We start from the raw sequence: 25,394 nt of genomic DNA on the forward strand, positions 1-25,394 counted from the left end.
CCGCGCCAGCCACTTCGCCCCGGCCGCCAGCCCGATGCCGCGCGCTGGCCGGGCCTGGCGGTCTTCGTCCTGCCCTCGCCCTCGGGCGCGGCGCGGGGGCATTTCTCGGCCCAGCCCTGGCATCAGCTTGCCGATTGGGTCCGGGACCAGGCCGGACCGGAAAGTGCTGCAAGATGAACATGTTCCGCCTGCTGATCCGCGCAAAGCGCTGGGCGCAGAACCCGCCTTCCGAGCGGATGGTGATCATGGTCCTGGGCATCATCGCGCTGGGTCTGGCGCTGGCCGGCTATGAGGCGCTGTTCGGCTGGCCGGACTGGCTGACGGTCAATTCTTCGCGCAAGGGCGGCTTCGGCAACTGACAAGCCCGGCCCGGCCGCCTAGTCTGGCGCGAAACCCCAAAGCGGAGACCGACCATGCGCCTTGTCCGATATCTTCTGCTTCTGGCGCTGATCGCTGGCGGGGCGCTGTATTGGCTGGCCCTGCCCAAACCGCTTGCGGCAAGTGCGGTCGCCGGGCTGACCGGCGACGCGGCCAAGGGCGAGCGGATCTTCACCGCCGCCGGCTGCGCCTCGTGCCACATGGCCGATGGGGCAAAGGGCGCCGATCAGCTGGTGCTGACGGGCGGGCAGCGCTTTCCGTCGGATTTCGGTACGTTCATCGCGCCGAACATCAGCCAGGACCCGCAGGCCGGGATCGGCAGTTGGAGCGTTCTCGACCTTGCCAATGCGCTGACCCGGGGCGTGTCGCCCGCGGGCGAGCATCTTTATCCCGCCCTGCCCTATGCCTCTTACGCCAAGATGCAGCTGCAGGACGTGGCCGATCTTTACGCCTATCTGAAGACCCTGCCCGCCGACCCGACCCCCAGCGCCCCGCATGAACTGGGCTTTCCCTTCAACCTGCGCATGGCGCTGGGCGGCTGGAAGCTGCTGTTCCTGTCGCAGGATTGGGCCGTGCCGGGCAATCTGACCCCGACCGAGGATCGCGGCCGCTACATCGCCGAGGCGCTGACCCATTGCGGCGAATGCCACACGCCGCGCAACGCCTTGGGCGGCATGGACAAAACGCGCTGGCTGGCCGGGGCGGCCGATCCGTCGGACCCGACGGGAAAGGCGCGCGTGCCGAACATCACCCCCGCCAAGCTGGGCTGGACGACCGACGAGATTGCCTATTACCTGACCTCGGGCTTCACGCCCGACTATGACAGCGTCGGCGGCCATATGGCGCATGTGGTCGAGAATTTCGCGAAACTGCCGGCCGAGGATGCGGCGGCCGTCGCAGCCTATCTGAAACGGGTGGAGCCGGTGGAATGATCCTGATCGGGCAATATGACAGCGCCTTCGTGCGCCGCGTGGGCATTGCGCTGAAACTGTACGGCCTGCCTTTCGAGCATCGGCCCTGGTCGGTCTTCGGCGATGCGCAGATGCTGATGCAGGTCAACCCCTTGGGCGGTGTGCCGGTCCTGATCACCGATGACGGCACGGCGCTGACCGACAGCAAGGCGATCCTCGACCATCTCGACCGGCTGGTCGGGCCCGAACGGCGGCTTTGGCCCAAGGATCCCGACCAGGCCTTCGAGGCGCGGCGGCTGACCGCGCTGGTCACCGGCCTTGCCGACCGGTTCGTCAGCCTGTTCTACGAGCGCAGCCTGCATGACATGGCCTCGCCGGTCATGTCTGCCCGGCGCGAGGCGCAGATCGGCTCGACCCTGCAGGCGCTGGAGCGCGCGCGGGCCGCCGCCAAGGGCGATTGGCTGTTCGGCGATGTGCTAAGCCATGCCGATATCGCGCTGGCCTGTGCGATCCGGCATTTGCGCGAAAGCCTGCCCGACCTGTTCGACCCCGCGCACTATCCGGCGCTGGCGGCCCATGCGGCGCGGGCCGAGGCTTTGCCGGTCTTTGCCGAGATCAGCCAGCCCTTCATCCCGCCGGCCTGACACGATTTACCGGCGCTTAACCTCGCCGCGCGACGATCGGGGCATGACACGCGATGCCCCGCTTGCCCCGCCGCCCGCCCATCGCGATCCCGATGCCTGGATCGCCCAGATCTTCTCGGCCCGCGCCGCGGCGGGCGGCGTGGTGCGCCGTTCGATCGCCTGGGTCGATCACGAGATCGGGCGCGAGCGGTTCTGCGATGAGGTGCGGCGGCGCGGCTTTCACCTTCTGGTGACGCGCAACCAGTTCATCGTGGTCTGCAACCGCGACCCGGTGCAGATGCTGTTTTGAGAAAGCGGATCTTCGCAGAAGATCCGCAGACCGAGTTTTCGACGAAAACTCGGAACCGATCCTTCGGCGAAGGATCGGTTCAGGCGCGGCCGAGCTTTGCCAGACGCGCCGCGCGCAGCTGGGCGAAATCGTCGCCCGCATGGTAGGACGACCGGGTCAGCGGCGTCGACGACACCATCAGGAAGCCCTTGCCATAGGCCGCCTTTTCATAGGCGGCGAATTCCTCGGGCGTCACGAAACGGTCGACGCGGTGATGCTTGGGCGTGGGCTGCAGATATTGGCCGATGGTCAGGAAATCGACATCGGCCGCGCGCATGTCATCCATGACCTGGCGCACCGCCTGCCCGTCTTCGCCCAGACCCACCATGATCCCCGATTTGGTGAACATGGTCGGATCCAACTCCTTGACCCGCTGCAACAGCCGCAAGGAATGGAAATAGCGCGCGCCGGGGCGCACTTCGGGGTAAAGACCGGGCACGGTTTCCAGATTGTGGTTCAGAACATCCGGTTTCGCCGCGACCACCGTTTCCAAGGCACCGGGGGCGGATTTCAGGAAATCCGGGATCAGCACCTCGATCGTGGTTTCCGGCCGCCGATGGCGGATCGCGCGGATGGTCTGGGCGAAATGCTCGGCCCCGCCATCGTCCAGATCGTCGCGGTCAACGCTGGTCACCACGACATGGTTCAGTCCCAACTCGCTGACCGCATGGGCGACGCGGCCCGGCTCGAACACGTCCAGCGCCTGGGGCTTGCCGGTCGCCACATTGCAGAAGGTGCAGCCGCGGGTGCAGATCTCGCCCATGATCATCATGGTGGCGTGACCCTGGCTCCAGCATTCGCCGACATTGGGGCAGCCGGCTTCTTCGCAGACGGTGACCAGCTTCTTCTCGCGCAGGATGTCGCGCGTGGCCTTGTAGCCTTCCGAGGTCGGCGCCTTGACGCGGATCCAGGCCGGCTTCTTCGGCTGGGCCTGATCGGGCCGATGCGCCTTTTCGGGATGGCGCTCTTCAGGCAGCTTCAGGTCACGCATGGCGGATTCCCCCCAGAATTTCCCCCTGACCGGGCGAACCCTTCCGACATAATCTCAAGCTGGCCGCAAGGCAACCGACGCTCCTGCGCATTGGCGCCGGGGGGCCATGTCCGGGGCGCAACCCGGCTACAGGAGGGACGCATGACGAAGATCTTCACCGCCGAGCTGATCGGCACTTTCATTCTTGTCTTTTTCGGCTGCGGCGCGGCGGTGATTGCCGGCGCCGATGGCACAAGCGGCATCGGCCTGACCGGCATCGCGCTGGCCTTCGGTCTGGCGATTGTTGCCGCGGCCTATGGGCTGGGCGCGATTTCCGGCGCGCATCTGAACCCCGCCGTGTCGCTGGGGGTGCTGCTGGCCGGGCGGATGACGACGGCCAGCTTCGTGACCTATGTGATCGCGCAGGTTCTGGGCGCGATTGCCGGCGCGGCAGTGCTGTGGATCGTGGCCTCGGGCAGCGCGGGCTTTGGCGGCGGGCTGGGCTCGAACGGCTATGGGCCGGGCTATCTGGGCGAATACAGCCTGGTCGCGGCGCTGGTCTTCGAGGCCGTGATGACCTTTCTTTTCGTGACGGTGATCCTGGGCGCGACCGGCCCGGGCGCAAGCGCGGGCTTTGCCGGGCTGGCGATCGGCCTGACCCTGGCCGCGATCCATCTGGTCGGCATCAAGGTGACCGGCGTTTCGGTCAACCCCGCCCGCTCGATCGGCCCGGCGCTGTTTGAAGGCGGCCGCGCCCTGGCGCAGCTTTGGGTGTTTATCCTGGCACCGCTGGCCGGCGCCGCGCTGGCGGGGATCTTGCACCGCAACGGCCTGACCCGCGCCGATTAAGCGCCGCGGATGGCGCAAGAAAAGACGGCCCGGCAGATCCGCCGGGCCGTTTTCACATGGGCCCGCGATCAGCCGACCAAGGGCCCCGCCCTGCCATAGGTTTCGTCATAATGCCGGCGCAGCCGCATCAGCGCGATGCGCAGCACGATCTTGCCCGAGCGCGCTGCCCAGCCCATCCGCCGCTCGGCCGTCTCGATGCCTTCCAGAAAGCAGCAGACCCGCAGGACCACATCGCCCAGGCCCGGGCCCAGATCGCGCAGCGCCGCCGCCACCCGTTCGCGTGCCCGCGCCGGCCCCTCGGCCAGGCCGCTGTCGCCGCGAAAGCCGCCCCGATCGCCGCCGGTCAGGAAGCGTTCCCAGTTCTGCGCCACCCGAGGCCCCAGCTGCGCCAGTTCGAAATCCTCGCGCAGCCGTTCGGCCGCCTCGACCAGCGGCGATTCAAGGAACAGCTTGCCGTCCTTGTCGCGCCGCCGCCCCAAGACCGCCACCGGGCTTTCGGCCAGATTGTAGCGCGTCCGCCGCAGGCCCGCCGGCCCGTCCACCACCCGCTCGCCCCAGACCCGGTGCTGGTCGGCAAAGGGCTGGGCCGCCTCTTCCAACCCGCTGCCACGCGCCCGATCCTCGTCATCCAGCATTCGCTTCAGCGCCGCGCGCCCCGCGGCCGAGATCTCGTAGGTCGAGATCCGCCCCGCCTTGCGGCACTGGATCCAGTCCTTCAGGCTGAAGGCCTGCGCCATGACCCGGTCCAGGATCGCCGTGCGCACCACGCGGCCATCGGGAAATTCATGCATCACCACCGCCTTTTCCATCTCGGGCGCAAAGGCCAGCACGGCGCCGGGCTCGGCCAGGCGGCGCAGCACGCGGCGCCCCTCGCGCAGCAGCTGGATTTCATCGGGCATCGGGCCGAAATCGCGGATCGGAGCGCTCATCTGGGGCTTTTCCTTTGTCGAGGGATCAAGGTCGATCGGCACAGCGGCCCGCAGGGCCGCCTGTGCCAGCGCCGCCAGCGCCCCATCCATCAACGGATCGTCACGGCGGCTTTCATAGCGGCGCACCTGGCGCAGCACAGTCGAGGCATTCACCCCGGTTTCCCGCGCCAGCGCCCGAAGCGAGGTTCCGCCTTCGGTATGGCTCAGATACAGGCGCACGGGCGGGGGCACCCATTGCGGCAGGCAAGCAAGCGACGAAGCAACCAACACACACATCCCGCAGTAAAGACAGACCTGGTACCCGGCGCCGCAGACGGGGCTTTTCGCCCCCGCGACGCCGCCGAACACGGGCGTCAATGATTAACCCGTTCTCGAAAATGGTAACCAAATCCTAAAGAAACCCGAGTGCTGAGAACGCAGCAGCAGCCGCTGCCGCAACGCGAAGTTGTGGCAGCGCAGGATGCCCCGGTCTGTCACCGGAGGGGTCCATGTCCGATTTCCGTACTGTTCTGGCCGAGATGCGCCGCCCATGCCTGCTGATGCGCGCCGTGCGCTTCGGCCTGGCCGATTACCGCCGCACGCGCATGCTGCAGCGTCTGGTTCCCGGAGAGACGGTGGCCGAGCGGATCGTGCCGCGGCTGATCGCGGCCGAGGCGGCGCTTGAAGAGATCAGGCTGCGCGGCGATGCGGGCTATTCGATCTCGGATCACATCGAGGTGCTGGTGACGCTGATTGCCGAGGCGCGGCTTCTGTCCGCGCCCCGGAGCGCCTGACCGGCAGGAAGAATCCACGCGCCCGCATGCCCGGGCGCGCGGATTTCTCAGATGAAGGCGTCGGGCATCGAGGCCTTGCGCTTGGCCACGAATTCGTCCAGCGCCTCACGCGTGCCCTCGTCCAGCGCCGGGGCCTGATAGTCGCCCAGCATCTTCTTGACCCGGACCGAGGCCAGCGCCTGCGTGTCGCGCGCGCCCTCTTCTTCCCAGGTCTCGAAGGGTTTGTAGTCCAGCAGTTCGGTCCGCCAGAAGGCCTGCTTGAAATTGGCCTGGGTATGCGCGCAGCCCAGATAATGCCCGCCGGGGCCGACTTCGCGGATCGCCTCCATGCCCTGGGCATTCTCGTCCATGGCGATGCCGCGGGCCATGTGATGCAGCGCTCCCAGCTGATCGGCATCCATCACGAATTTCTCGTAGGACGACACCAGCCCGCCTTCCAGCCAGCCGCAGGCATGCAGCATGAAGTTGACGCCCGCCAGCAGCGCCATGTTCAGGCTGTTGGCGGTTTCATAGGCCGCCTGCGCATCGGGCAGTTTCGAGCCGCAGAACGCCCCGCCCGAGCGATAGGGCAGGCCCAGCCGCCGCGCCAATTGCCCCGCGCCATAGGTGATCATCGCCGCTTCCGGCGTGCCAAAGGTCGGCGCGCCCGAATTCATGTCGATCGAGGTCACGAAGGCGCCCATGATCACCGGCGATCCGGGCCGCACCAGCTGCGAATAGGCCACCCCCGCCAGGCATTCGGCCATGACCTGGGTCAGCGTGCCGGCCACCGTCACCGGCGCCATCGCGCCGCCCACGATGAAGGGCGACACGATCGAGGCCTGGTTGGCCTTGGCGTAAACCTCAAGCGCGCCCATCATGATCCCGTCGAAGGTCATCGGCGAGTTGATGTTGATCAGGCTGGTCATCACCGTGCGGTCATTCAGCCCGCCAAACAGGATATCCGACATGGCGACCGAATCCTCGGCCCGCGACGGTTCGGTGACCGAGCCCATATAGGGCTTGTCCGACAGGGTCATATGGGCAAGCAGCATGTCGAGATGGCGCTTGTTCACCGGCACATCGGTGGGCTCGCAGACCGTGCCACCGGAATGGTGCAGCCATTTCGACATATAGCCGAGCTTCACGAAATTCTGGAAATCCTCGATCGTCGCATAGCGCCGGCCACCTTCCAGATCACGCACGAAGGGCGGGCCATAGACCGGCGCCAGAACCAGGCCGCGGCCGCCGATCTCCACATTGCGTTCGGGGTTGCGGGCCTGCTGGGTGAAGGTCCGCGGCGCGGTGGCGCACAGCTTGCGCGCCAGGCCGCGCGGAATATGCACCCGCTCGCCGCGCACATCGGCCCCGGCCTCGCGCCAGCGCTGCAGCGCGCCCGGGTTTTCGACGAAATTCACCCCGATCTCTTCCAGCACCGTCTCGGCATTGGTTTCGATGATCGACAGCGCCTCGTCGTTCAGAACTTCGAAATTCGGGATGTTGCGCTCGATATAGCGCGCGGTTTCGAAGCTGACGGCCGTCCGCTCGGCCCGCCGGGCCGCACCGCCGCCCCGAGCCCGCCTTGCGCCGCCCGCCATTGCAACATCTGTCTCGCTCATCGCCGCCTCCCGGGGTGCAACATTTGCCGCCCTTATGCCGCCAAACCCGGAAGATCCGCCCCCCGATTGCGTCACATGCCCGCCGAAAGCGACATGCCGCCGCGCCGAAAACGACCCGTCTTCCTCTCTGCAAAAATATCCCACGGGGCGAGCCAGCGCGTCGCCACCGGTTCAAGACCGTTGGCGAGGGGGGTGTGACCCCCCCAGCCTCGGCCGCCCGCATGCGCCTGCCTCTTGCGATTCCCCCGTGCTGGGGCTACGCGGGCGCATGACCCAGCATGATCGCCTTCTCATCATCGACTTCGGCTCGCAAGTCACCCAGCTCATCGCGCGGCGCCTGCGCGAGCTGAAGGTCTATTGCGAAATCCACCCCTATAACCGCGTCGACGAGGCCTTCCTGAAGGATTTCGCCCCGAAAGCGGTGATCTTCTCGGGCGGGCCGGCCTCGGTCTATTGGGAAAACGCGCCGATGCCGCCGAAGGGCGTCTTCGATCTGGGCGTGCCGATCCTGGGGATCTGCTACGGCCAGCAGGTGATGATGCAGTGCCTGGGCGGCCATGTCGAAGGCGGCCATGGCACGGCAGAATTCGGCCGCGCCTTCGTGACGCCAACCGAAGCGCGGCTGCCCCTGCTGGAGGGCTGGTTCAATGCCGGCAACGAGCAGGTCTGGATGTCGCATGGCGACCATGTGTCGAAACTGGCGCCGGGCTTCCAGGTCTTTGGCACCTCGCCCAATGCGCCCTATGCGATCACCGCCGATCCGGCGCGGAACTTCTACGCGGTGCAGTTCCACCCCGAAGTGCATCACACCCCGCATGGCGCCAAGCTGTATGAGAATTTCGTGCGGCTGGCTGGGTTCACCGGCGACTGGACGATGGGCGCCTATCGCGAAGAGATGATCGCCAAGATCCGCGCCCAGGTCGGCGACAAGAAGGTGATCTGCGCGCTGTCGGGCGGCGTGGACAGCTCGGTCACCGGCATCCTGCTGCATGAAGCGATCGGCGACCAGCTGACCTGCGTCTTCGTCGACCATGGCCTCCTGCGGCTGAACGAGGCCGAGCAGGTCACCCGGATGTTCCGCGAGAACTACAATCTGAACCTGATCCATGCCGATGAAAGCGATCTGTTCCTGGGCGCGCTGGAAGGCGTCTCGGACCCCGAGGTCAAGCGCAAGACCATCGGGCGGCTGTTCATCGACGTGTTCCAGAAATACGCCAACCAGATCGAGGGCGCGGAATTCCTGGCCCAGGGCACGCTTTACCCCGATGTGATCGAAAGCGTTTCCTTCTCGGGCGGGCCTTCGGTCACCATCAAGTCGCATCACAATGTGGGCGGGTTGCCGGAAAAGATGGGCCTGAAACTGGTCGAGCCGCTGCGCGAGCTGTTCAAGGACGAGGTCCGGGCCCTGGGCCGCGAGTTGGGCCTGCCCGACAGTTTCATCGGCCGCCACCCCTTCCCCGGCCCCGGCCTGGCGATCCGCTGCCCGGGCGAGATCACCCGTGAGAAGCTGGAAATCCTGCGCCGGGCCGATGCGGTCTATATCGACCAGATCCGCAAGCATGGGCTGTATGACGAGATCTGGCAGGCCTTCGCCGCGATCCTTCCGATGCGCACCGTGGGCGTGATGGGCGACGGGCGCACCTATGACTACGCCATCTCGTTGCGCGCGGTGACCAGTGTGGACGGCATGACCGCCGACTATTACCCTTTCACCCATGATTTCCTGGGCGAAACCGCGACGCGGATCATCAACGAGGTCAAGGGCGTGAACCGGGTCTTCTACGACGTGACCTCGAAACCGCCGGGAACGATCGAACTCGAATAAGGCCGCGGCCAAGACGGGCCGGGGCAGAACCCGGCCCGTCAGGCCACGACACGCCTGCTCAGCCAGGGTGTCCGAACCGCATGTCCAGTGCCGACGGCTGATGATGTGATGCGCCTCCGCCCCAAGGCCCGGAATTTTCTGCGGCGGACGCGAAATCCCTTGCCCGACCTGTAAAATCGCATCAGTTCACTACCATTGTTTTCAAGATGACCGAGCAGCCATGATCACCCTGTCGGGCCGCCTGATCTGCGGCAATGCGGTCGAGGCCGATCTGGTCGCCTCGCTTCTGCCCGAGCATATCCGCCTGACCCGGGCCGAGCCGGGCTGCCTGTCCTTCTCGGTCACCCGCACCAGCGACCCGCTGGTCTGGCAGGTCGAGGAACGCTTTACCGATCGTGCCGCCTTTGACGCCCATCAGGCGCGCAACCGCGCTTCGGCCTGGTACAAGGCCACGGCGCATCTGCGGCGCGATTACCGCAGCTCGGGGCTCTGAGCGCCCTCGGCGCGCGGCACCTCGGCCATGCGGCGGATCGGCTGGCCATGCGCCTCAAGACTGCCGCCCAGCAGCGCGACCAGCGCGATGCCGAGAAGCCCCAGATGCAGCCTTTGCCAGCGCGTGATCCGACGCAGCCTGGCCTGCGGATCGGCGGCCAGCGGGGGCAGATCCTCCGCCTCGGGCGCTGCGGCCGCGGCCCCGTCGCCCAGACCCTGGCGCCAGCGCGCCAGCAGCAGCGGCTGCAGCACGAACAGCACCAGCGCGATCGCCGCCCAGCACAGCAGCGCCAGATGCAGCCCCGGATGGCCCTCTCCGCCCAGAAAACCGTTGCGCTGCGGCGCCGACAGCATCCACAGACCCGACAGGAAGACCCCCAGCAGCGCCAGCCGGGTCAGGGCGCCGAACCGCGCCTGAACCTCCAGCAGCAGCCGGTCCTCGGCCGGCGCGCCGCCCGGATTGCGCAAGGCCGGCTCGACCGCCAGCGCCAGCAGCGCCAAGCCGCCGACCAGCAGCGCGATCGAGATCACGTGCAGCACATGTGCGACGATCTGGGGGTCCATAAGGCGCTCCGATCCCTGGCGGAAAAGGCGAATCCTGTCTTTCCCATTTCGTCTGCCGGCTTGCCCTGAAATGGCCTTGCCCCGCAAGCGGGCGCGCCGCGTGCCGCGCGGGCTGGACAAAGACCGCGTCCTTGGCGAGACAGGGGCATGCGCCCGATGCCCGAAGACCGCCCTGTCCTTGCCCCGCTCTGGCGCGCCGCGCTGTGGATGATGGGCTCGATCCTGTCCTTCTCGGCCATCGCCATCGCAAGCCGCATGGTCAAGCACCGCCATGACACATTCGAGATCCTGACCTATCGCTCGCTGATCGGCGTGGTGCTGGTGGTGGGGATCGCGGCGGCGCTGGGCCAGCTGCACCGGATCCGGGCCCGGCGGCTGCATGCGCATGTGCTGCGCAATGCGGTGCATTTCTCGGGTCAGGCGCTGTGGCTTTATGCGATCCTGACCATTCCGCTGGCGCAGGCCGTGGCGCTGGAATTCACCTCGCCGCTTTGGGTCGTTCTGGCCGCGCCGCTGGTTCTGGGCGAAAGGCTGACGCTGGCCAAGATGCTGGCGGCGCTGATCGGGTTTGGCGGCGTCCTGATCGTGGCGCGCCCGGATTTCGGCCATGTCGAGGCCGGGGTGGTGGCGGGCTTTGCCGCCTCGCTGTTTTTCGCCGCCACCCAGATCCTGACCAAGCGGCTGACCCGGCACGAGGATATCGTGACGATCCTGTTCTGGCTGGTGGTGACGCAATCGGTCTTCGGTCTGATCCTGGCCAGCTGGGACGGGCAGATCGCCCTGCCCGATGCGCAGACCCTGCCCTATCTGGCCCTGATCGCCGCGGGCGGGCTTTCGGCGCATTTCTGTCTGACCTCGGCGCTGGCGCTGGCGCCGGCAAGCCAGGTCGTGCCGATGGATTTCGCCCGCCTGCCGCTGCTGGCCCTGATCGGCGCGCTGTTCTATGGCGAACCGCTGAGCCTGGGCCTGGCCCTGGGCGCCGGGTTGATCCTGCTGGCCAATGGCATCACCCTGCGCAGCGCCCGCGCCCGGCCCGCGGCCCGGGACTGACCGGCCGCCGGTCTGGCAAGGATGCGACAGTCGCGCCCGGATCGACCGGACAGCAACAATCAAAGGTTCACAAACCCGTGACGTCGCGTCATTGATTGACCGACAGCACACCCTTGATACCCTGCGATCAGGGGAAATCCTTTGATGGGATGAGGAAAATGAAGCGCATTCTTCTGACGACCGCGGCAATGGGTGCGGCGCTGGGCCTGGCGGCCGGTGCAGCCTCGGCCGGCGGGGTCGATCGGTCCGGCCAGTCGATCGGCATCATCTTCGAACAAGGCAATTATGCCGAACTCAGCTACGGGCTGATCAACCCCAGCGTCAGCGGCAATGATGTGGCCCTTTTCGGCGGCCGCAATACTGGCAGCGTCGCCGGCAATCACAGCCTGCCCGGCATCGCGCTGAAATACGATTTCACCGACCGGCTGTCGGGCGCGATCATCTATGGCCAGGATTACGGCGCCGATATCAGCTATCCGCTGGGCGATTCCATCGCGCTGGGCGGCACCATGGCCGAGCTGAACAGTGACGTCATCACCGGCATCCTGCGCTACAAGTTCGATGGTGGCTTCTCGGCCCATGCCGGGATCCGCGCGTCGAAAGCCTCGGGCGAAGTCACGCTGTCGGGCTTTGCCTATGACCCGCCCGGCCCGGTGAATCTCAGCGGCTACAACGTCACCTTCGACGATGCCTGGGGCACCGGCTATCTGGTCGGCGCCGCCTTCGAGAAGCCGGAAATCGCGCTGCGTGTCGCGATCACCTATTTCTCGAAGGTCACCCATGACCTTGATACGACCGAGACCTTCTCGACCGCGCTGGGCCCGATCCCGGCCGGCGTGCCGCTGACCTCGACCACCTCGGTCGACACGCCGCAGGCGGTGAATCTCGACTTCCAGTCGGGCGTCGCCCAGAACACGCTGGTCTTCGGCTCGATCCGCTGGGTGGATTGGAGCAGCTTCCTGATCGACCCGCAATATTTCACCGGCGCCACGGGCAGCGGGCTGGTCGAACTGGAAGACACCACCACCTATACGCTGGGGGTCGGGCGCAAGTTCAACGACAACTGGTCCGGCTCGGTCTTCGTGACCTATGAACCCGAGGGCGATCCGCTGGTTTCGCCGCTGGCGCCGACCAATGGCTACAAGGGCATCGGTCTGGCCGCGGTCTATACCCAGGACAACATGAAGATCACCATGGGCGCCCGCTATCTGGACCTGGGCGATGCCAGTGCTGCCACCTCTGACACGGCCCGGGCCGAGATGACCGGCAACTCGGCTGTGGCCCTGGGGATCAAGGTCGGCTTCAGCTTCTGATCCCGCGCCCCGGCGCCAAAGGTCAGCCCCGCCCCAGGTCAGCCCCGGGGCGGGGTTTTGCATTGCCGCCCCGCCGCCCGGGCGCTAACAGGGGGCGGGGTTTACGGGGAAAGACGGCTGGCGATGATCTACCGCAGCGGCAAGGACTATCTGGACGCGACCGACAAGCGCGTGATGCTGTTCGGCATGTCGGGCCTGGGCAAGACCCATGCCTCGAACCTGCTGCGCGACACGGGCAGCTGGTTTCACTACTCGGTCGATTACCGGATCGGCACGCATTACATGGGCGAATACATCGCCGACATGTTCAAGCGCGAGGCGATGAAGGTGCCGCTGCTGCGTGAATTGCTGCTGTCGGATTCCGTCTACATCGCCTCGAACATCACCTTCGACAATCTCGCCCCCCTGTCCACCTATCTGGGCAAGCCCGGCGATCCGGCCAAGGGCGGCCTGCCCTTCGCCGAATATTGCCGGCGGCAGGAAGAGCATCGCCAGGCCGAGGTCGCAGCCACGCTGGACACGGCGCGCTTCATCAGCCGCGCAGCCGAGCTTTACGGCTATCGCAACTTCATCTGCGACAGTTCCGGTTCGATCTGCGAGGTGGTGGATCCGTCGGATCCCGCCGATCCGGTGCTGGCGCAACTGCAAGAGACGCTGCTTCTGGTCTGGATCGAGGGGACCGAGGCGCATCGCGACCGGCTGATCGCGCGTTTCGACCGGGCGCCGAAGCCGATCTACTACAATCCCGCCTTCCTGGCCGGGCTCTGGGCCGAATATCTGGCGCTGCATGGCCTGCCCGAAGACCGGGTCGACCCGGATGCCTTCCTGCGCTTCGGCTATGCCCGCCTTCTGGCGCATCGCCAGCCGCGCTACCAGGCCATGGCGCGCCGCGGCGTTACCGTCTCGGCCGACGAGATGGGCAGCCTGCGCAGCGCCGCCGATTTCGACGCGCTGATCGCCCGCGCCATCGACCGCAGCCCGAACCGGCAGCCCGCTTGATCCCCCGATCCCCGCCGCCTAGATAGACCCCGCCTTCCCAAGGGACCCGCATCATGCCCATCACCCTTCCCGAAACCCTCCCCGCCTTTGACGTCCTGCGGAATGAGGGCGTGATGGTCATGTCGCCGCACCGCGCCGCCGGCCAGGACATCCGCCCCCTGCGGATTGGCCTGCTGAATCTGATGCCGAAGAAGATCCAGACCGAGAACCAGTTCGCCCGGCTGATCGGCGCCACGCCCCTGCAGATCGACTTCCAGTTGATCCGCATGTCGGAACATCAGACCAAGAACACCGCCGCCGAACATATGGCGACCTTCTATCGCCCCTTCTCGGAAGTGGCGGCCACGGGCGAGAAATTCGACGGGCTGATCATCACCGGCGCCCCGATCGAGCATCTGGCCTTCCAGGACGTCACCTATTGGGACGAGCTGTGCCAGGTCATGGACTGGACGCAAAGCCATGTGCATTCCACCTTCGGCGTCTGCTGGGGCGGCATGGCAATGATCAACCATTTCCACGGCGTGCAGAAGCACATGCTGGACCACAAGGCCTTCGGCTGTTTCCGCCACCAGAACCTTGCGCCCACCTCGCCCTATCTGCGCGGATTCTCGGATGATTTCGTCATTCCGGTCAGCCGCTGGACCGAGATGCGCCAGGCCGAGATCGACGCGGCACCGGGCCTGCGCACGCTTCTGGGGTCGGACGAGGTCGGGCCCTGTCTGGTGGAAGATCCCGGGCATCGGGCGCTGTATATCTTCAACCATTTCGAATATGACAGCGACACGCTGAAGCAGGAATACGATCGCGACGTGGCGAATGGCACGCCGATCAACGTGCCGATGAACTATTATCCCGATGACGATCCCTCGCGCCCGCCGCTGAACCGCTGGCGCAGCCATGCGCATCTCTTGTACGGCAACTGGGTGAACGAGATCTACCAGACCACGCCCTTCGATCTGGCGAAGATCGGCGGCTGAACCGGCCCTTTCGGGGCCGCGGCGCGATTGCGGCGCGGCCCGCCCGCCGCCATACTGGCCCCATACTCGCCGCAGACTGGCCGCAGAGTTCGGCCGAAACATCAGGAGCCCCCGATGACCCTGCCCTTCGACGGTGCGATCAGCCGCTATTTCAAGCAGGACGCCCCGAAAGAGGTGCGCAAGGCGATCGAGAAGGCCGGCAAGGACGAGATCCTGTCCAAGACCTATCCCTATCGGGAAGAGATGAAGGGCAAGGATTACGAGGCCAAGATGGCCGCGCTGCAGCTGGAACTGGCGCGGATGCAGGCCGATATCAAGGCGCAGGGCAAGCGGCTGGTGGTGCTGTTCGAGGGCCGCGATGCCGCCGGCAAGGGCGGCACGATCAAGGCGGTGACCGAGAACCTGAACCCGCGTCAGGCCTATATCGTCGCCCTGTCGAAACCCAATGAACGCGAAGCGGCGCAATGGTATTTCCAGCGCTACATCGACTGGCTGCCGGCCAAGGGCGAGATCGCGCTTTATGACCGCAGCTGGTACAATCGCGCGATCATCGAACATGTCTTCGGCTTTTGTACCCCGGCCGAGCGGGCGAAGTTCTTCCGCCAGCTGCCCGAGGTGGAGCAGATGATCCTCGACGAGGGCATCGTCTTCCGCAAGATCTGGCTGGAAGTCGACCGGGCCGAACAGCTGAAGCGCTTTCTCGACCGCGAGCAGGATCCGCTGAAACAGTGGAAGCTCAGCCAGATCGACATTGACGGTCTGGCGAAATGGGACGCCTATTGCGACGCGATCGACGAGACGATGGCGAAGACCTCGTTCAAATCCGCGCCCTGGACGGTGATCCTGTCGGATGACAAGAAGCGCGCCCGGATCGCCGCGATCCAGACCCTGCTGCACTCGGTCGATTACAAGGGCCGCGACCTGGCCGCCATCGGCGCGCCCGATCCGGCGATCTGCGGCGGGCCAGAGCTGCGCGAAGGGCGGCAGAAGGCCTGAGGTGAAACGCGGCTATCATCATGGCAACCTGCGCCAGGCGCTGGTCGAGGCCGCTCTCGCGCTGATCGCCGAGAAGGGTCCGCAGGGATTCACCCTGTCGGAAGCGGCGAAGGCCGCCGATGTGACGCCCGCGGCGGTCTATCGCCATTTCGCCGGCCGTGACGATCTTCTGGCCGAAGTGGCGCGGGAAGGCTTTGAAATCTTCGCCGCGCTGATGGAATACGCTTATGATCACGGCCGGCCCTCGGCGCTGGCGGCCTTCGAGGCGACGGGCCGCGCCTATCTGGCCTTCGCGCGCAAATATCCCGGCCATTACCAGGCGATGTTCGAAAGCGGGCTGCAGCTGGCCGACCATCCCGGGCTGGACACGGTGGCACGCAAGGCCGGCGCCACGCTGGACGCCGCCGCCGCCGGCCTGTCGCTGCACCTGCCGCCCGACCGCCGCCCGCCGGCGATCATGGTCTCGGCCCATGTGCGGGCCTTTTCGCATGGCGTGGTGGAACTGTACCTGCGCGGAAACAGCAAACTGCCCTTCGCCGCCGAAGAGCTGCTGGAGGCCGGGATCGGCATCTATCTGCGCGGGCTGGGCCTGCTGCCGCCCGACCGCTAGGCCAGGCTGACCCCGCCGGGGGCCAGCCCCCGGACCCCCGGGATATTTATGCAGAGAGGAAGGGGCAGAAAGACCGGCTGATGCCTTCCTCTCTGCTCAAATATCCCCGCCGGAGGCCTTCGTCGGGCGCAAGCCCGGCGAATCCCTAGCGGAACAGCACCAGCGCCGAGGGGCTCCAGGCCACTTGCACCTTGGTGCCCACATCCAGGACCGGCCGGCCCGGCACGTTGCGCATGCTGAGCCGCACTTCCACATCGGTGCCGCCCAGATAGACATCGTAATAGGTCATGTCGCCGAAATAGATCACCTCGTCGATCACGCCTTCGGTGGCGCGTTCGGTGGCGGTCTGGCCGGGATACAGCAGCGTCAGCGTCTCGGGGCGCAGGCCCACGACCGGCGCCTCGCCACGCGCGGGCGGCGCCTGGCCGATATCCAGATCGACGCGCCCCAGCCCCTTGGCATCGACCGTCACATGCTCGCCGGCTTCCGAGACGATCTCGCAGGGGATGAAGTTCATCGTGCCGATGAAATCCGCCACCTTCTTGGAATTCGGCCGCCGGTACAGGGTTTCGGGATCGGCCAGCTGGGCGATCTCGCCTTCGAACATCACCGCGATGCGGTCCGACATCACCAGCGCCTCTTCCTGGTCATGGGTGACCAGAATGAAGGTGATCCCGACCTGGCGCTGCAGCTTGATCAGCTCGACCTGCATATGTTCGCGCATCTTCTTGTCGAGGGCACTCAGCGGCTCGTCCAGAAGCAGCACTTTCGGCTTCAGGATCAGCGCCCGCGCCAGCGCCACCCGCTGACGCTGCCCGCCCGACAGCGCATGCGCCGCCCGCGCGCCATAGCCCTTGAGCCCGACCATCTCGAGCGCTTCTTCCACCGCCTTGGCCTTCTCGGCCTTCGACCGCGGATCGCGGCGCAGGCCGAAGCCCACATTCTCGGCCACCGACATATGCGGGAAGATCGCATAGCTCTGGAACACCATGTTGGTGGGCCGCACATTGGCCGGCACATTGGCCATGCTTTTGCCGTCGATCAGCACCGCGCCCGACGAGATGTCCTCGAACCCCGCGATGGTGCGCAGAAGCGTGGTCTTGCCGCAGCCCGAGGGGCCCAGCAGCGAGAAGAACTCGCCCGCGCGGATCTTGCCGTTGATCCCGCGCAGTGCGTGGTAATCGCCATAATATTTATGGACGTCCTTGAACTCGATCATCGTGGGTTTGTCTGCGCTTGTCACAGGAAGCCTCCGCTGTCCTTGCCACCCGTCTTGGCGATGCCGCGGCGGCGGAAATATTCGGCAATGGCCAGAAGGCAGACCGAGAAGGCGACCAGGATCGTGCCCAAAGCCAGCATGGCGGGCACTTTCGCCGGAAAGCGGAACTGCCCGAAGATATAGACCGACAGCACGGGCTTGCCCGAGCCGAGGAAGTTGGCGACGACGAATTCGTCGATTGAAATGGTGAAGCAGATCAGGAAGCTGGCGATGATGCCGGGCATGACCAAAGGCAGGATGATCAGGCGGAACGTGCTCCAGGGCGTCTCGCCCAGATCCAGCGCCGCCTCTTCAAGCGACTTGTCCAGCGACTGGAAGGCCGAGGTCAGGATCGCCACCGCGAAGGGCATGCACAAAAGCACATGGCCCATGATGATCGTGCCGATCGACAGCGTCACCCCCAGCGACAGCAGCACCACCAGAAGCGCCATGGCGACAACGATATCGGGCAGCACCATCGGCAACAGGATCAGTCCGAAGACCGGCCCCTTGCCCGGAAAGCGGTAGCGCACCGAGGCCCGGGCGGCGAAGATGCCCAGAATGGTCGAGATCGTCGCGGTCGAGAAGGCGATGATCAGGCTGCGCCCCAGCGCCTGGCGCAGGTTCTGGTCGGCCCACATCTCGCCAAACCATTGCGTGGTAAAGCCTTTCAGCGGGAAAGACACGACCGTGCCCGCATTGAAGGCAAACAGCGGCAGGATCAGGATCGGCGCATACAGGAACAGCAGATACAGCAGCGCATAGCTCTTCAGTCCGAATCCCCGCTTCATTTGCGCGCCCCCAGGAACCGCCGGTTCAACAGAACGAAGATCAGCGAGATCACCGCCACGATCGTCATCGCCGCCACCGCGATGGCCGAGCCCATGGCCTGGTCGCGCTGCTTCAGCATCTGCGTCTCCATCAGATTGGCGATCATCGGGGTCTTGCCGCCGCCGATCAGTTCGGGCGTCACGTAGTCGCCCACGGTCGGGATGAAGACGATCAGCACCGCCGCGATCACCCCCGGCAGCGACAAGGGCAGCGTCACCCGCAGGAAGGTCATCCAGCGGCTTTCGCCCAGATCCTGCCCGGCTTCCAGCAAAGACCGATCCACCTTTTCCAGGCTGACAAAGATCGGCAGCACCGCGAAAGGCGCATAGGCATGGGCCAGCGTGATGATGATCGACGCCACGCCGTTCGACAGGATGTTCAGCTGCGTGTCCGACAGGCCCAGCCCCATCACCACCGAATCGACGATGCCGTCATAGCCCAGGATCGTGCGCCACAGCGACACGCGGATGATGTAGCTGGTCCAGAAGGGAATGGTGATCAGAAACAGCCACAGCGCCTTTTTCGACGGCTTGACGTAGAAGCTGACGTAATAGGCAATCGGATAGGCCAGCAGCACCGTGGCCAGCGTGACCAGGAACGAGATCATCAGCGACCGGCCCATCAGCACCCGATAGATCGGCTTGGTGAACAGTTCCTGATAATTCTCCAGCGTGAAGGGCAGCGAGACCGCGCCCTTTTCACCCGTCAGCACCGAATAGACCAGCACGGTTGCCAAAGGTGCGGCCAGCAGCAGCACGGCATAGATCGCCGGCGGAGAGACCAGAAGCCAGCCGGCCTTCGCCTCGCTTGATGAAGATTGCGCCATCGGCCCCCCTGCGGCCCCGTTTCCCGGCGGCCCCGTTTCCCGGATCGGGCCGTTGCCGGCCGCATTGTTTGATCAAATCTTGCCGCCCGCCATGCAGCTTGGCAAGCCCGAGTTTCGGCCGCGGCAGGGGGAAATGTCAAAGGGGCGCGCGCGACCGGGGCCGCGGAATGCGTGCCCAGCCGCGGCAGCCCTGCCCGACGCCGCCTCAGCCAGCGATGCGTTCGATGGCGATTGCCCGTTTTTTCAGCTCGTCATAAAGCGCGGGCAGAATCCGGTGGCTGCCCACCGCGACCTGCAGCGCTTCGGACAGGCGCGCTTCGGCCACCGTCGCGCCCTGTGCCACACGCCAGACCATGCGCCGCGCGACGCCGTCGTCATAGACGATCTCGGTCTCGCCCTTGCGCTTGCGCCAACCCAGAAAATCCGCCCCGCCATGCGGCGCGTGAAAACTGCTCTGCTGTCCCATTTCAGGATCTCGTTCAGATGATGCCTCGGGACAAAGCCTCGCCCGGACAGGGGGTTGCGTCAATTCACAACCGCGATAATCCCGCAGGTTGAGTCCGCGCCGCCACACCTGGGGCAGCGGCGCGCGCCTTATACCGCCAGATCGGCCGGCGGATGGGCCAGCAGCTTGGCCAGCCGGTCCAGCGCCGCCTCATAGTCGCGCAGCGGCACATTGCCCGCCACAGCGATGCGCACCGCATTGGGCGCCCTGCCCCCGATCAGCGCATATTCATCGGCCGAGCGCACCAGAACCCGTTCGGCCTCGGCCATGCGGGTGAAGGTCGAGGCGCGCCAGCCCTGCGGCAGCATCAGCCAGGCGAAGGACACGCCCGGTTGCCAGCGCAGATCGAAGGCGCCCAGCCGGTTGACCATCAGTTGCAACCTTGCGGCGAATTCGGCCTGAACCCGGGCGCGGATCTCATAGGCGGCGCCGGACTGGAACAGGTAGCGGCACAGATCCGACACCGGTCGGGCAAGGGCAAAGTAGCCGTATTGCGCCGAAAGCCGGCCCGCCTCGCCCATGCCGACCGGGCAGATCACAAAGCCGAAGCGCAGCGCCGCCGACAGGGTTTTCGACACCGAGGACACCAGCCAGACCCGTTCCGGCGCCAGTGCCCGCAGCGAGGGGATATTGCTTTCGGCAACCGAATAGCAATCGTCCTCAAGCACTTGCAGGTCATAGGCCCGGGCGATTTCGGCAATCCGGCTGCGGCGTTCCAGCGGCATGCGGCCGGTCGTGGGGTTCTGTGCCTCGGTCGTCAGGCACAGAAGCTGCGGCCCGTGGCGGCGGCAGGCGGCCTCCAGCGCCTCGGGCACGATGCCCCATTCGTCGATCTCCACCCCGATCACCTCGGCGCGCGCGGCGCGGGCGGCATAGCGGAAGCCGGGATAGGCCAGTTCCTCGATCAGCACCACCGGCCGGTCGCCGCGCAGGACCGTGTTCAGGATCAGGCTGACCGCGTTCTGCCCGCCATGGGTCAGCGCCACATCCTCGGGCCCGATCGGGCCCAGCTGCCGGTCGCCCATCCAGCGCACGATTTCGGCGCGCAACGGCGCCTCGCTGTGCTGCGAGGTGTAATCCAGCCAGTCTGTATCGGTACAATCCGCCATCCAGCGCAGCCCGGCGGCAAAGGCCTCGGCCTGGCCGACTTCGGGCACTTGCGGCGGGCGCAGATCGACCAGCCCCTTCTCCATCCCGCCGACGCGTTCGATGTAAAGCGGCTGGGTCGGGCCAAGCCGCGGATGCGACGAGGCGACAAAGGTGCCGCGGCCGACCGTCGCCTCCAGAAGCCCTTCCTGCGTGGCCAATTGATAGGCCCGCGCCACGGTGCCCGGGGTCAGGCCCAGCCGCCAGGCCAGATCGCGCACCGTCGGCAATTGCGTGCCCTGCGGCAGATCGCCGATCCGCACCGCCTCGCGCAGGGCACGGCTGAGCGCCTGGTATTTCGGGCCCGGAAAGGCGGCCAGTTCGGGAGTCCAACTTGTATCCGGCACAATGTATCTCTGGCGACTCAATAGGAGGATTGTTATCTTTCCTCTACCAAAACAACCGTTTTGTATCAATACAAGGAAAGAGGAGGGGCAGATGCCCCGGACGTATACCACCGCCCCCGCCCTGAGCTTGGCCGCACCGGCCAGCCTGCCGCCCCTGTCCCGCGCCCTGGTGGCGCTGGCGATGACGCTTGCCCGCTGGGACGAGCGCCGCCAGTCGCGCCGTGCCCTTGCCCGCCTGGACCCGCATATGCTGCGGGACGTGGGCCTGTCGGCCGCGCATCGCGACATCGAGGCGCAGAAGGCGTTCTGGCGCGCCTGATCCATTCCCCATGCTCCCCTGAGCGGACTGCGGGGCCGGGCAACCGGCCCCTTTTTTCATGCCCGCAGGTCAGGTTCGCCCCCAGACCGCAACGCAAAACGCCGGCAAAGCAAAAGGCCCGCCGGATGGCGGGCCTTTCGATTTCGGCGAAGGGTCGGGGCGCGCAGGCCCCCCCCAAATTAGCGCTTCGAGAACTGGAACGAGCGGCGGGCCTTCGGCTTGCCGTACTTTTTCCGTTCGACGACGCGGCTGTCGCGGGTCAGGAAGCCCGCAGCCTTCAGCGCCGGGCGCAGGCTGGGTTCGTACAGTTGCAGCGCCTTCGAGATGCCATGCTTCACCGCGCCGGCCTGGCCCGAAAGCCCGCCACCCGCGACGGTCGCATAGACGTCGAACTGGCCTTCGACATTGGCGATGGTGAAGGGTTGCTTCAGGATCATCTGCAGCACGGGACGGGCGAAATAGACCGCCATTTCCTTGCCGTTGACCACAACCTTGCCCGAGCCGGGCTTGACCCAGACGCGGGCGACCGCGTCCTTGCGCTTGCCGGTCGCATAGGCGCGGCCCAGCTTGTCGCGGACGGGCGCGCGCGGCGCGGCCGCTTCGGCAGCCGGAGCCGCCGCCGCACCCACGGCCGATTTCAGATCGTCGAGAGACTTGATGTCAGCCATGGTGTCACGCGCTCCGGGTGTTCTTCGGGTTCAGCGCCTTGACGTCAAGAACCGTCGGCTGCTGCGCTTCATGGGGATGAGCGGCGCCGGCATAGACGCGCAGATTGCTCATCTGCTGGCGGCCCAGGCGGTTGCGGGTGATCATCCGCTCGACAGCCTTTTCCACCACGCGCTCGGGATGGGCGCCTTCCAGCACCTGCCGCGCGGTGCGCGACTTGATCCCGCCCGGATGGCCGGTGTGCCAGTAATAGACTTTGTCTTCGCGCTTCTTGCCCGTCATCTGCACCTTGTCGGCGTTGATGACGATGACATTGTCACCCATGTCCATATGGGGCGTGAAGGTCGGCTTGTTCTTGCCGCGCAGGATATTGGCGACGATCGTGGCGAGGCGACCCAGAACGACGCCCTCGGCGTCGATCAGGATCCACTTCTTCTCGATGTCCGCCGGGGTAGCGGTGAAGGTTTTCATGCGTTTTCCCAAACGAAGGGGGGCACGAAGCCCCCGGAATCTCGGATGGCGGCTTATCGCCGAAAGCGGGCTGAAGATCAAGCTGGGGAAGGCAAATTCTATCGTTGAAAATCAATGCGTTATATTATGCGGTATCAAAATACCCCAGCGTTTCGCTACTTCAGCCGCGGCGGTTTCGCCGGGTCGCTGCCCGGCGCCTGCGGCGCGCGCGCGGCGGGCGCTTCGGGTTGCGGCAGATCGAAGCGCAGCCCGACGCGGATCAGCGAACCCGCAACCGCGCTGTCGGGATCCAGAAAGATCACGTCCAGCTCGCCCGCCTCGATGCCCGAAAACACCAGCGCCTCGCGCACGGCCCGCGCCAGCGCCGGCTCGGCCCCCGGTGCCGCCCCCAGCACACCCAGCACATGGCCGCGCCGGCCACCCTGATAGCGCACGCCCGCCAGCACCGCCGCCACCGCCAGCCCGCCCGCCCGCGCAAGCTTTGCATCCAGCGCCGAGACCAGCGCCTCGGGCACGGCGGGGGGCAGCAGCTCTTCCGGCTGGGCCTCGGTCTCTTCGGGCCCGCCCTCCAGCGTTTCGGCCAGCCAGTCCAGCGCCTCGGGCGGCAGCAGCATTTCCGACGGCGCCACGCCCAGATTCACCCCAAGCCCCACGCCCTGCCCGCGCAGCACCTGCGCGATCACCCGGCCCGGCAGCGCCGCATAGGGCGCAACCCCGCCCGAGAATTCGGCCAGCCGCTCTTCCCGGTCGAAGACCAGCACGACCGGGCCGCTTTCCAGGGGAAAGATCCGTGGATCCAGCACCTCGCCCTCGGCCTCGCGGTCAAGAAGCAGGAACAGTTCGCCATCGGCCAGCCGTTCGTAAAAGCGCAATTGCAGCTTTTCATTGCCGGGATCGGCCGACAGCGCGGCATGGGCGGCATCAAGCAAGGTTACAACGGTCATCCGGCCTCCATCACCGCGCGCACCCTTGCCTGCAGCTCGGGCACGGCTTCGGCCTCGAACCAGGGATTGCGCTTCAGCCATGCCGTATTCCGCCAGGACGGATGCGGCAAGGGGAAGGTGCCGCGCGCCAGCGCCTGGCGCCAATCGGCCACCCTGTCGCCCATCCGGCCCGGGCCCAGATGCCAGCGGATCGCCGCCCCGCCCACCGCCAGGACCAGCCGGATCTGCGGCAGATCCGCCATCACCCTGGCGCGCCAGGTCGCGGCACAGACCGGCGGCGGCGGCAGGTCGGCGCCCTTGGCATCATAGCCCGGGAAACAGAAGGCCATCGGCACGATCGCCACCCGGTCCAGATCATAGAAGTCCTCGGGCGCAAGGCCGGTCCAGGCCCGCAGCCTGTCGCCCGAGGGATCGGTGAAGGGCCGGCCCGAGGCATGAACCCGCGCCCCCGGCGCCTGGCCTGCGATCAACAGCCGGGCCGAGGGCCGGAACCAGGCCACCGGCCGCGGCTGATGCGCCGTCGCCGTGGCGGCGAAGCGCGCGGCACAGATCCGGCAGGCGCGGATCTGGTCGACCAGCGGCGCGTGGTCTTGCGGCACCGGCGGCTGCGGCAGATCGGTCACAGGCGGCTCCATCGCTTGCGAGGCCCCGCCGCAGCGGCTAGGACCAAAGGAAAGACGGGTTCCGGATGTATCGCATTTCTCCTCATATGCGCCATTTCGGCATGGCGCTGCTGTCGGGCGCAAGCCTTGCCACGCTCTGGGTCAATCTGGCGCCGGAAAGCTATTACGATTTCATCGAATGGCGGCTGGCCGATCTGCCCCTGCCGCATTGGATGTGGCGCATGCCGGTCAGCCTGACGCCCTTCCTGATCGTCACCGACATTCTGATGGCGGGGTTCTTCTTCGTCATCGGCAAGGAATTGTGGGAGGCGCTGATCCTGGAGCGGGGCGCCCTGTCGGGCCGGCGCGCCTGGCTGCCCTTCGGGCTTACCTTCGGCGGCATGGCGGGGGCGGCGCTGGCCTGGCTGATCCTGCAGGCGCTGATCGAGACCGCGGCCGAGGCGGTGCCGGGCGGCGGCTGGACGGTGCCATTGGGCAGCGACACGGTGCTGGCCTATCTGATCGGGCGGCGGCTGTTCGGCACCGGCCACCCTGCCCTGCATCTGCTGCTGCTCTTGGCGATTGCCACCGACATTCTGGCGCTGCTGGTCCTTGGCCTGTCCAACCCGCATCTGTCGATCCGGCTGCTGTGGCTGGCGCTGCCGCTGCTGGCAAGCCTGGGGGTCTGGCAGCTGCGCGGCCGGCTGGCACGCCATGGCGCGACCGAGCGCGACCGGCGGCTTTCCCTGGCGCTTTGGCCCTATGTGCTGGCGGGCGGCCTGTCCTGGTTCGGCGTGGCGGCCTCGGGCCTGCCGGGGGCGCTGGGGCTGTTGCCGGTGATCCCGGCCATCGCCCATGCCGAGCGCAGCTTCGGCCTGTTCGCCGAGGCCGAGGGGTTCCTGCAAGATCCGCTGAACCGGCTGGTGCGGCTGATGGCGCAGCCGGTGGCGTTGGTGCTGTTCCTGTTCGGGCTGTTGCGGGGCGGCGTGGATCTGATGGCCTTCGCGCCCACCACGCTGGTGGTGCTGGGCAGCCTGTGGATCGGCCGGCCGCTGGGCATGGGTCTGGCGGGGCTGATCCTGTGGCGCGGGCTGGGCCTGCACCTGCCGCCGCGCGTCACGCCGGCCGATCTGGGCCGGATCGTCGCGCTTCTGGCGATGGGCTTCACCGTGCCGGCCGTGGCGATCGACGCGGCCCTGCCCGGCGGCGCGATGCAAGAGGCGGCAAGGCTGGGCCTGGCGCTCAGCCTGCTGGCGGGCCCGCTGGCGCTGCT

Annotated in this window: 29 protein-coding genes; 16 read left to right on the forward strand and 13 right to left on the reverse strand. The window is 66.6% G+C overall.

Annotated features, from left to right (window positions below; translation table 11 throughout):
* The first annotated feature begins 173 nt into the window (after positions 1 to 173).
* From K1Y73_RS15570 to K1Y73_RS15585, 4 genes are read left to right on the forward strand one after another with little or no spacing between them, the layout of a single operon-like run.
* Complete coding sequence (locus tag K1Y73_RS15570; RefSeq protein ID WP_225029227.1) at positions 174 to 359, forward strand: hypothetical protein; 186 nt, start codon at positions 174 to 176, stop codon at positions 357 to 359.
* Between the two features lie 54 nt (positions 360 to 413).
* Positions 414 to 1,310, forward strand: coding sequence for a c-type cytochrome (locus K1Y73_RS15575; protein WP_225029228.1), 897 nt, complete (start codon positions 414 to 416; stop codon positions 1,308 to 1,310).
* Positions 1,307 to 1,933, forward strand: a complete 627-nt coding sequence (locus tag K1Y73_RS15580; RefSeq protein WP_225029229.1) for a glutathione S-transferase family protein — start codon at positions 1,307 to 1,309, stop codon at positions 1,931 to 1,933. The genes K1Y73_RS15575 and K1Y73_RS15580 overlap by 4 nt, the downstream gene beginning before the upstream one ends.
* Positions 1,934 to 1,976: 43 nt before the next feature.
* Positions 1,977 to 2,222 (forward strand): N-(5'-phosphoribosyl)anthranilate isomerase, encoded by a 246-nt coding sequence (locus K1Y73_RS15585; protein WP_225029230.1) that lies wholly within the window; start codon positions 1,977 to 1,979, stop codon positions 2,220 to 2,222.
* 79 nt (positions 2,223 to 2,301) lie between these two features.
* Here the strand turns inward: K1Y73_RS15585 and lipA are convergent, their stop codons facing one another.
* Entirely contained in the window at positions 2,302 to 3,252 is a 951-nt protein-coding gene (gene lipA, locus K1Y73_RS15590) for a lipoyl synthase (RefSeq protein ID WP_225029231.1), read from the reverse strand.
* A 141-nt stretch (positions 3,253 to 3,393) separates the two neighbouring features.
* Between lipA and K1Y73_RS15595 the strand changes: the two genes are divergently transcribed.
* Positions 3,394 to 4,080 (forward strand): aquaporin, encoded by a 687-nt coding sequence (locus tag K1Y73_RS15595; RefSeq protein ID WP_225029232.1) that lies wholly within the window; start codon positions 3,394 to 3,396, stop codon positions 4,078 to 4,080.
* A gap of 68 nt (positions 4,081 to 4,148) precedes the next feature.
* On the opposite strand, the gene K1Y73_RS15600 is transcribed toward K1Y73_RS15595, so the two are convergent.
* A complete protein-coding gene (locus K1Y73_RS15600) occupies positions 4,149 to 5,285 on the reverse strand; it encodes a DUF6456 domain-containing protein (protein WP_225029233.1) in 1,137 nt (378 codons plus the stop codon).
* Positions 5,286 to 5,497: 212 nt separating this feature from the next.
* Between K1Y73_RS15600 and K1Y73_RS15605 the strand changes: the two genes are divergently transcribed.
* Positions 5,498 to 5,782, forward strand: a complete 285-nt coding sequence (locus K1Y73_RS15605) for a DUF6477 family protein (protein WP_225029234.1) — start codon at positions 5,498 to 5,500, stop codon at positions 5,780 to 5,782.
* 47 nt (positions 5,783 to 5,829) lie between these two features.
* Here the strand turns inward: K1Y73_RS15605 and K1Y73_RS15610 are convergent, their stop codons facing one another.
* Positions 5,830 to 7,380, reverse strand: coding sequence for a trimethylamine methyltransferase family protein (locus K1Y73_RS15610; RefSeq protein ID WP_225029235.1), 1,551 nt, complete (start codon positions 7,378 to 7,380; stop codon positions 5,830 to 5,832).
* Between the two features lie 268 nt (positions 7,381 to 7,648).
* Between K1Y73_RS15610 and guaA the strand changes: the two genes are divergently transcribed.
* Positions 7,649 to 9,205, forward strand: coding sequence for a glutamine-hydrolyzing GMP synthase (guaA, locus tag K1Y73_RS15615; protein ID WP_225029236.1), 1,557 nt, complete (start codon positions 7,649 to 7,651; stop codon positions 9,203 to 9,205).
* A gap of 220 nt (positions 9,206 to 9,425) precedes the next feature.
* The gene (locus K1Y73_RS15620) at positions 9,426 to 9,698 is read left to right on the forward strand and encodes a putative quinol monooxygenase (protein WP_225029237.1); all 273 of its coding nucleotides are present in this window, start codon (positions 9,426 to 9,428) and stop codon (positions 9,696 to 9,698) included.
* On the opposite strand, the gene K1Y73_RS15625 is transcribed toward K1Y73_RS15620, so the two are convergent.
* Positions 9,677 to 10,261: a hypothetical protein gene (locus K1Y73_RS15625; RefSeq protein WP_225029238.1), complete on the reverse strand. Its 585-nt coding sequence runs from the start codon at positions 10,259 to 10,261 to the stop codon at positions 9,677 to 9,679. The two genes, K1Y73_RS15620 and K1Y73_RS15625, sit on opposite strands and share 22 nt — an antisense overlap.
* 156 nt (positions 10,262 to 10,417) lie before the next feature.
* Here K1Y73_RS15625 and K1Y73_RS15630 point away from each other — a divergent pair, with 156 nt between their 5' ends.
* The 6 genes from K1Y73_RS15630 to K1Y73_RS15655 all read left to right on the forward strand — a co-directional run bounded on the left by K1Y73_RS15630 (position 10,418) and on the right by K1Y73_RS15655 (position 16,206).
* The gene (locus K1Y73_RS15630; RefSeq protein ID WP_225029239.1) at positions 10,418 to 11,311 is read left to right on the forward strand and encodes a DMT family transporter; all 894 of its coding nucleotides are present in this window, start codon (positions 10,418 to 10,420) and stop codon (positions 11,309 to 11,311) included.
* Positions 11,312 to 11,469: 158 nt separating this feature from the next.
* A complete protein-coding gene (locus K1Y73_RS15635) occupies positions 11,470 to 12,624 on the forward strand; it encodes an outer membrane protein transport protein (RefSeq protein ID WP_225029240.1) in 1,155 nt (384 codons plus the stop codon).
* A gap of 123 nt (positions 12,625 to 12,747) precedes the next feature.
* Positions 12,748 to 13,623 (forward strand): ATPase, encoded by an 876-nt coding sequence (locus K1Y73_RS15640; protein WP_225029241.1) that lies wholly within the window; start codon positions 12,748 to 12,750, stop codon positions 13,621 to 13,623.
* A 53-nt stretch (positions 13,624 to 13,676) separates the two neighbouring features.
* On the forward strand, positions 13,677 to 14,600 hold the full coding sequence (metA, locus tag K1Y73_RS15645; RefSeq protein WP_225029242.1) for a homoserine O-acetyltransferase MetA: 924 nt from the start codon (positions 13,677 to 13,679) through the stop codon (positions 14,598 to 14,600).
* A 114-nt stretch (positions 14,601 to 14,714) separates the two neighbouring features.
* Positions 14,715 to 15,596: a polyphosphate kinase 2 gene (gene ppk2 / locus K1Y73_RS15650; protein WP_225029243.1), complete on the forward strand. Its 882-nt coding sequence runs from the start codon at positions 14,715 to 14,717 to the stop codon at positions 15,594 to 15,596.
* A 1-nt stretch (position 15,597) separates the two neighbouring features.
* The gene (locus tag K1Y73_RS15655; RefSeq protein WP_225029244.1) at positions 15,598 to 16,206 is read left to right on the forward strand and encodes a TetR/AcrR family transcriptional regulator; all 609 of its coding nucleotides are present in this window, start codon (positions 15,598 to 15,600) and stop codon (positions 16,204 to 16,206) included.
* Between the two features lie 145 nt (positions 16,207 to 16,351).
* Here the strand turns inward: K1Y73_RS15655 and K1Y73_RS15660 are convergent, their stop codons facing one another.
* The 5 genes from K1Y73_RS15660 to K1Y73_RS15680 form a co-directional block, all read right to left on the reverse strand.
* Positions 16,352 to 17,449 (reverse strand): ABC transporter ATP-binding protein, encoded by a 1,098-nt coding sequence (locus K1Y73_RS15660; protein WP_225029245.1) that lies wholly within the window; start codon positions 17,447 to 17,449, stop codon positions 16,352 to 16,354.
* Positions 17,446 to 18,255 carry an ABC transporter permease gene (locus tag K1Y73_RS15665; protein ID WP_225029246.1) on the reverse strand — a complete coding sequence of 270 codons (810 nt, stop codon included), beginning with the start codon at positions 18,253 to 18,255 and terminating at the stop codon, positions 17,446 to 17,448. The genes K1Y73_RS15660 and K1Y73_RS15665 overlap by 4 nt, the downstream gene beginning before the upstream one ends.
* The gene (locus K1Y73_RS15670) at positions 18,252 to 19,121 is read right to left on the reverse strand and encodes an ABC transporter permease (RefSeq protein WP_225029247.1); all 870 of its coding nucleotides are present in this window, start codon (positions 19,119 to 19,121) and stop codon (positions 18,252 to 18,254) included. The genes K1Y73_RS15665 and K1Y73_RS15670 overlap by 4 nt, the downstream gene beginning before the upstream one ends.
* A 205-nt stretch (positions 19,122 to 19,326) precedes the next feature.
* The gene (locus K1Y73_RS15675; RefSeq protein WP_225029248.1) at positions 19,327 to 19,587 is read right to left on the reverse strand and encodes a hypothetical protein; all 261 of its coding nucleotides are present in this window, start codon (positions 19,585 to 19,587) and stop codon (positions 19,327 to 19,329) included.
* A gap of 128 nt (positions 19,588 to 19,715) precedes the next feature.
* Positions 19,716 to 21,119, reverse strand: coding sequence for an aminotransferase-like domain-containing protein (locus K1Y73_RS15680; RefSeq protein ID WP_225029249.1), 1,404 nt, complete (start codon positions 21,117 to 21,119; stop codon positions 19,716 to 19,718).
* A gap of 91 nt (positions 21,120 to 21,210) precedes the next feature.
* On the opposite strand from K1Y73_RS15680, the gene K1Y73_RS15685 reads away from it, so the two are divergent.
* Positions 21,211 to 21,438 (forward strand): DUF1127 domain-containing protein, encoded by a 228-nt coding sequence (locus K1Y73_RS15685; protein ID WP_225029250.1) that lies wholly within the window; start codon positions 21,211 to 21,213, stop codon positions 21,436 to 21,438.
* Between the two features lie 179 nt (positions 21,439 to 21,617).
* Here K1Y73_RS15685 and rpsI read toward each other — a convergent pair whose 3' ends face one another.
* The 4 genes from rpsI to K1Y73_RS15705 form a co-directional block, all read right to left on the reverse strand.
* The gene (rpsI, locus tag K1Y73_RS15690; RefSeq protein ID WP_225029251.1) at positions 21,618 to 22,106 is read right to left on the reverse strand and encodes a 30S ribosomal protein S9; all 489 of its coding nucleotides are present in this window, start codon (positions 22,104 to 22,106) and stop codon (positions 21,618 to 21,620) included.
* A 4-nt stretch (positions 22,107 to 22,110) separates the two neighbouring features.
* The gene (rplM, locus tag K1Y73_RS15695) at positions 22,111 to 22,575 is read right to left on the reverse strand and encodes a 50S ribosomal protein L13 (RefSeq protein ID WP_225029252.1); all 465 of its coding nucleotides are present in this window, start codon (positions 22,573 to 22,575) and stop codon (positions 22,111 to 22,113) included.
* A 155-nt stretch (positions 22,576 to 22,730) separates the two neighbouring features.
* Positions 22,731 to 23,519, reverse strand: a complete 789-nt coding sequence (locus K1Y73_RS15700; protein WP_225029253.1) for an SseB family protein — start codon at positions 23,517 to 23,519, stop codon at positions 22,731 to 22,733.
* Positions 23,516 to 24,154 (reverse strand): uracil-DNA glycosylase family protein, encoded by a 639-nt coding sequence (locus K1Y73_RS15705; protein WP_404819098.1) that lies wholly within the window; start codon positions 24,152 to 24,154, stop codon positions 23,516 to 23,518. The genes K1Y73_RS15700 and K1Y73_RS15705 overlap by 4 nt, the downstream gene beginning before the upstream one ends.
* Before the next feature lie 53 nt (positions 24,155 to 24,207).
* Between K1Y73_RS15705 and K1Y73_RS15710 the strand changes: the two genes are divergently transcribed.
* The coding region (locus tag K1Y73_RS15710) for a Na+/H+ antiporter NhaA (protein WP_225029255.1) at positions 24,208 to 25,394 on the forward strand (1,187 nt) is incomplete at its 3' end.

This window comes from Xinfangfangia pollutisoli (genome assembly GCF_020179405.1).
Lineage (GTDB): Bacteria > Pseudomonadota > Alphaproteobacteria > Rhodobacterales > Rhodobacteraceae > Pseudogemmobacter > Pseudogemmobacter pollutisoli.

What these genes read in the sequence shown, in the direction of transcription:
- K1Y73_RS15570 (WP_225029227.1), top strand. Translation starts at nt 174, where the DNA reads ATGAACATGTTCCGCCTGCTGATCCGCGCAAAGCGCTGGGCGCAGAAC.
- K1Y73_RS15575 (WP_225029228.1), top strand. Translation starts at nt 414, where the DNA reads ATGCGCCTTGTCCGATATCTTCTGCTTCTGGCGCTGATCGCTGGCGGG.
- K1Y73_RS15580 (WP_225029229.1), top strand. Translation starts at nt 1,307, where the DNA reads ATGATCCTGATCGGGCAATATGACAGCGCCTTCGTGCGCCGCGTGGGC.
- K1Y73_RS15585 (WP_225029230.1), top strand. Translation starts at nt 1,977, where the DNA reads ATGACACGCGATGCCCCGCTTGCCCCGCCGCCCGCCCATCGCGATCCC.
- lipA (WP_225029231.1), bottom strand. Translation starts at nt 3,252, where the DNA reads ATGCGTGACCTGAAGCTGCCTGAAGAGCGCCATCCCGAAAAGGCGCAT.
- K1Y73_RS15595 (WP_225029232.1), top strand. Translation starts at nt 3,394, where the DNA reads ATGACGAAGATCTTCACCGCCGAGCTGATCGGCACTTTCATTCTTGTC.
- K1Y73_RS15600 (WP_225029233.1), bottom strand. Translation starts at nt 5,285, where the DNA reads ATGTGTGTGTTGGTTGCTTCGTCGCTTGCTTGCCTGCCGCAATGGGTG.
- K1Y73_RS15605 (WP_225029234.1), top strand. Translation starts at nt 5,498, where the DNA reads ATGTCCGATTTCCGTACTGTTCTGGCCGAGATGCGCCGCCCATGCCTG.
- K1Y73_RS15610 (WP_225029235.1), bottom strand. Translation starts at nt 7,380, where the DNA reads ATGAGCGAGACAGATGTTGCAATGGCGGGCGGCGCAAGGCGGGCTCGG.
- guaA (WP_225029236.1), top strand. Translation starts at nt 7,649, where the DNA reads ATGACCCAGCATGATCGCCTTCTCATCATCGACTTCGGCTCGCAAGTC.
- K1Y73_RS15620 (WP_225029237.1), top strand. Translation starts at nt 9,426, where the DNA reads ATGATCACCCTGTCGGGCCGCCTGATCTGCGGCAATGCGGTCGAGGCC.
- K1Y73_RS15625 (WP_225029238.1), bottom strand. Translation starts at nt 10,261, where the DNA reads ATGGACCCCCAGATCGTCGCACATGTGCTGCACGTGATCTCGATCGCG.
- K1Y73_RS15630 (WP_225029239.1), top strand. Translation starts at nt 10,418, where the DNA reads ATGCCCGAAGACCGCCCTGTCCTTGCCCCGCTCTGGCGCGCCGCGCTG.
- K1Y73_RS15635 (WP_225029240.1), top strand. Translation starts at nt 11,470, where the DNA reads ATGAAGCGCATTCTTCTGACGACCGCGGCAATGGGTGCGGCGCTGGGC.
- K1Y73_RS15640 (WP_225029241.1), top strand. Translation starts at nt 12,748, where the DNA reads ATGATCTACCGCAGCGGCAAGGACTATCTGGACGCGACCGACAAGCGC.
- metA (WP_225029242.1), top strand. Translation starts at nt 13,677, where the DNA reads ATGCCCATCACCCTTCCCGAAACCCTCCCCGCCTTTGACGTCCTGCGG.
- ppk2 (WP_225029243.1), top strand. Translation starts at nt 14,715, where the DNA reads ATGACCCTGCCCTTCGACGGTGCGATCAGCCGCTATTTCAAGCAGGAC.
- K1Y73_RS15665 (WP_225029246.1), bottom strand. Translation starts at nt 18,255, where the DNA reads ATGAAGCGGGGATTCGGACTGAAGAGCTATGCGCTGCTGTATCTGCTG.
- K1Y73_RS15670 (WP_225029247.1), bottom strand. Translation starts at nt 19,121, where the DNA reads ATGGCGCAATCTTCATCAAGCGAGGCGAAGGCCGGCTGGCTTCTGGTC.
- K1Y73_RS15675 (WP_225029248.1), bottom strand. Translation starts at nt 19,587, where the DNA reads ATGGGACAGCAGAGCAGTTTTCACGCGCCGCATGGCGGGGCGGATTTT.
- K1Y73_RS15685 (WP_225029250.1), top strand. Translation starts at nt 21,211, where the DNA reads ATGCCCCGGACGTATACCACCGCCCCCGCCCTGAGCTTGGCCGCACCG.
- rpsI (WP_225029251.1), bottom strand. Translation starts at nt 22,106, where the DNA reads ATGGCTGACATCAAGTCTCTCGACGATCTGAAATCGGCCGTGGGTGCG.
- rplM (WP_225029252.1), bottom strand. Translation starts at nt 22,575, where the DNA reads ATGAAAACCTTCACCGCTACCCCGGCGGACATCGAGAAGAAGTGGATC.
- K1Y73_RS15700 (WP_225029253.1), bottom strand. Translation starts at nt 23,519, where the DNA reads ATGACCGTTGTAACCTTGCTTGATGCCGCCCATGCCGCGCTGTCGGCC.
- K1Y73_RS15705 (WP_404819098.1), bottom strand. Translation starts at nt 24,154, where the DNA reads ATGGAGCCGCCTGTGACCGATCTGCCGCAGCCGCCGGTGCCGCAAGAC.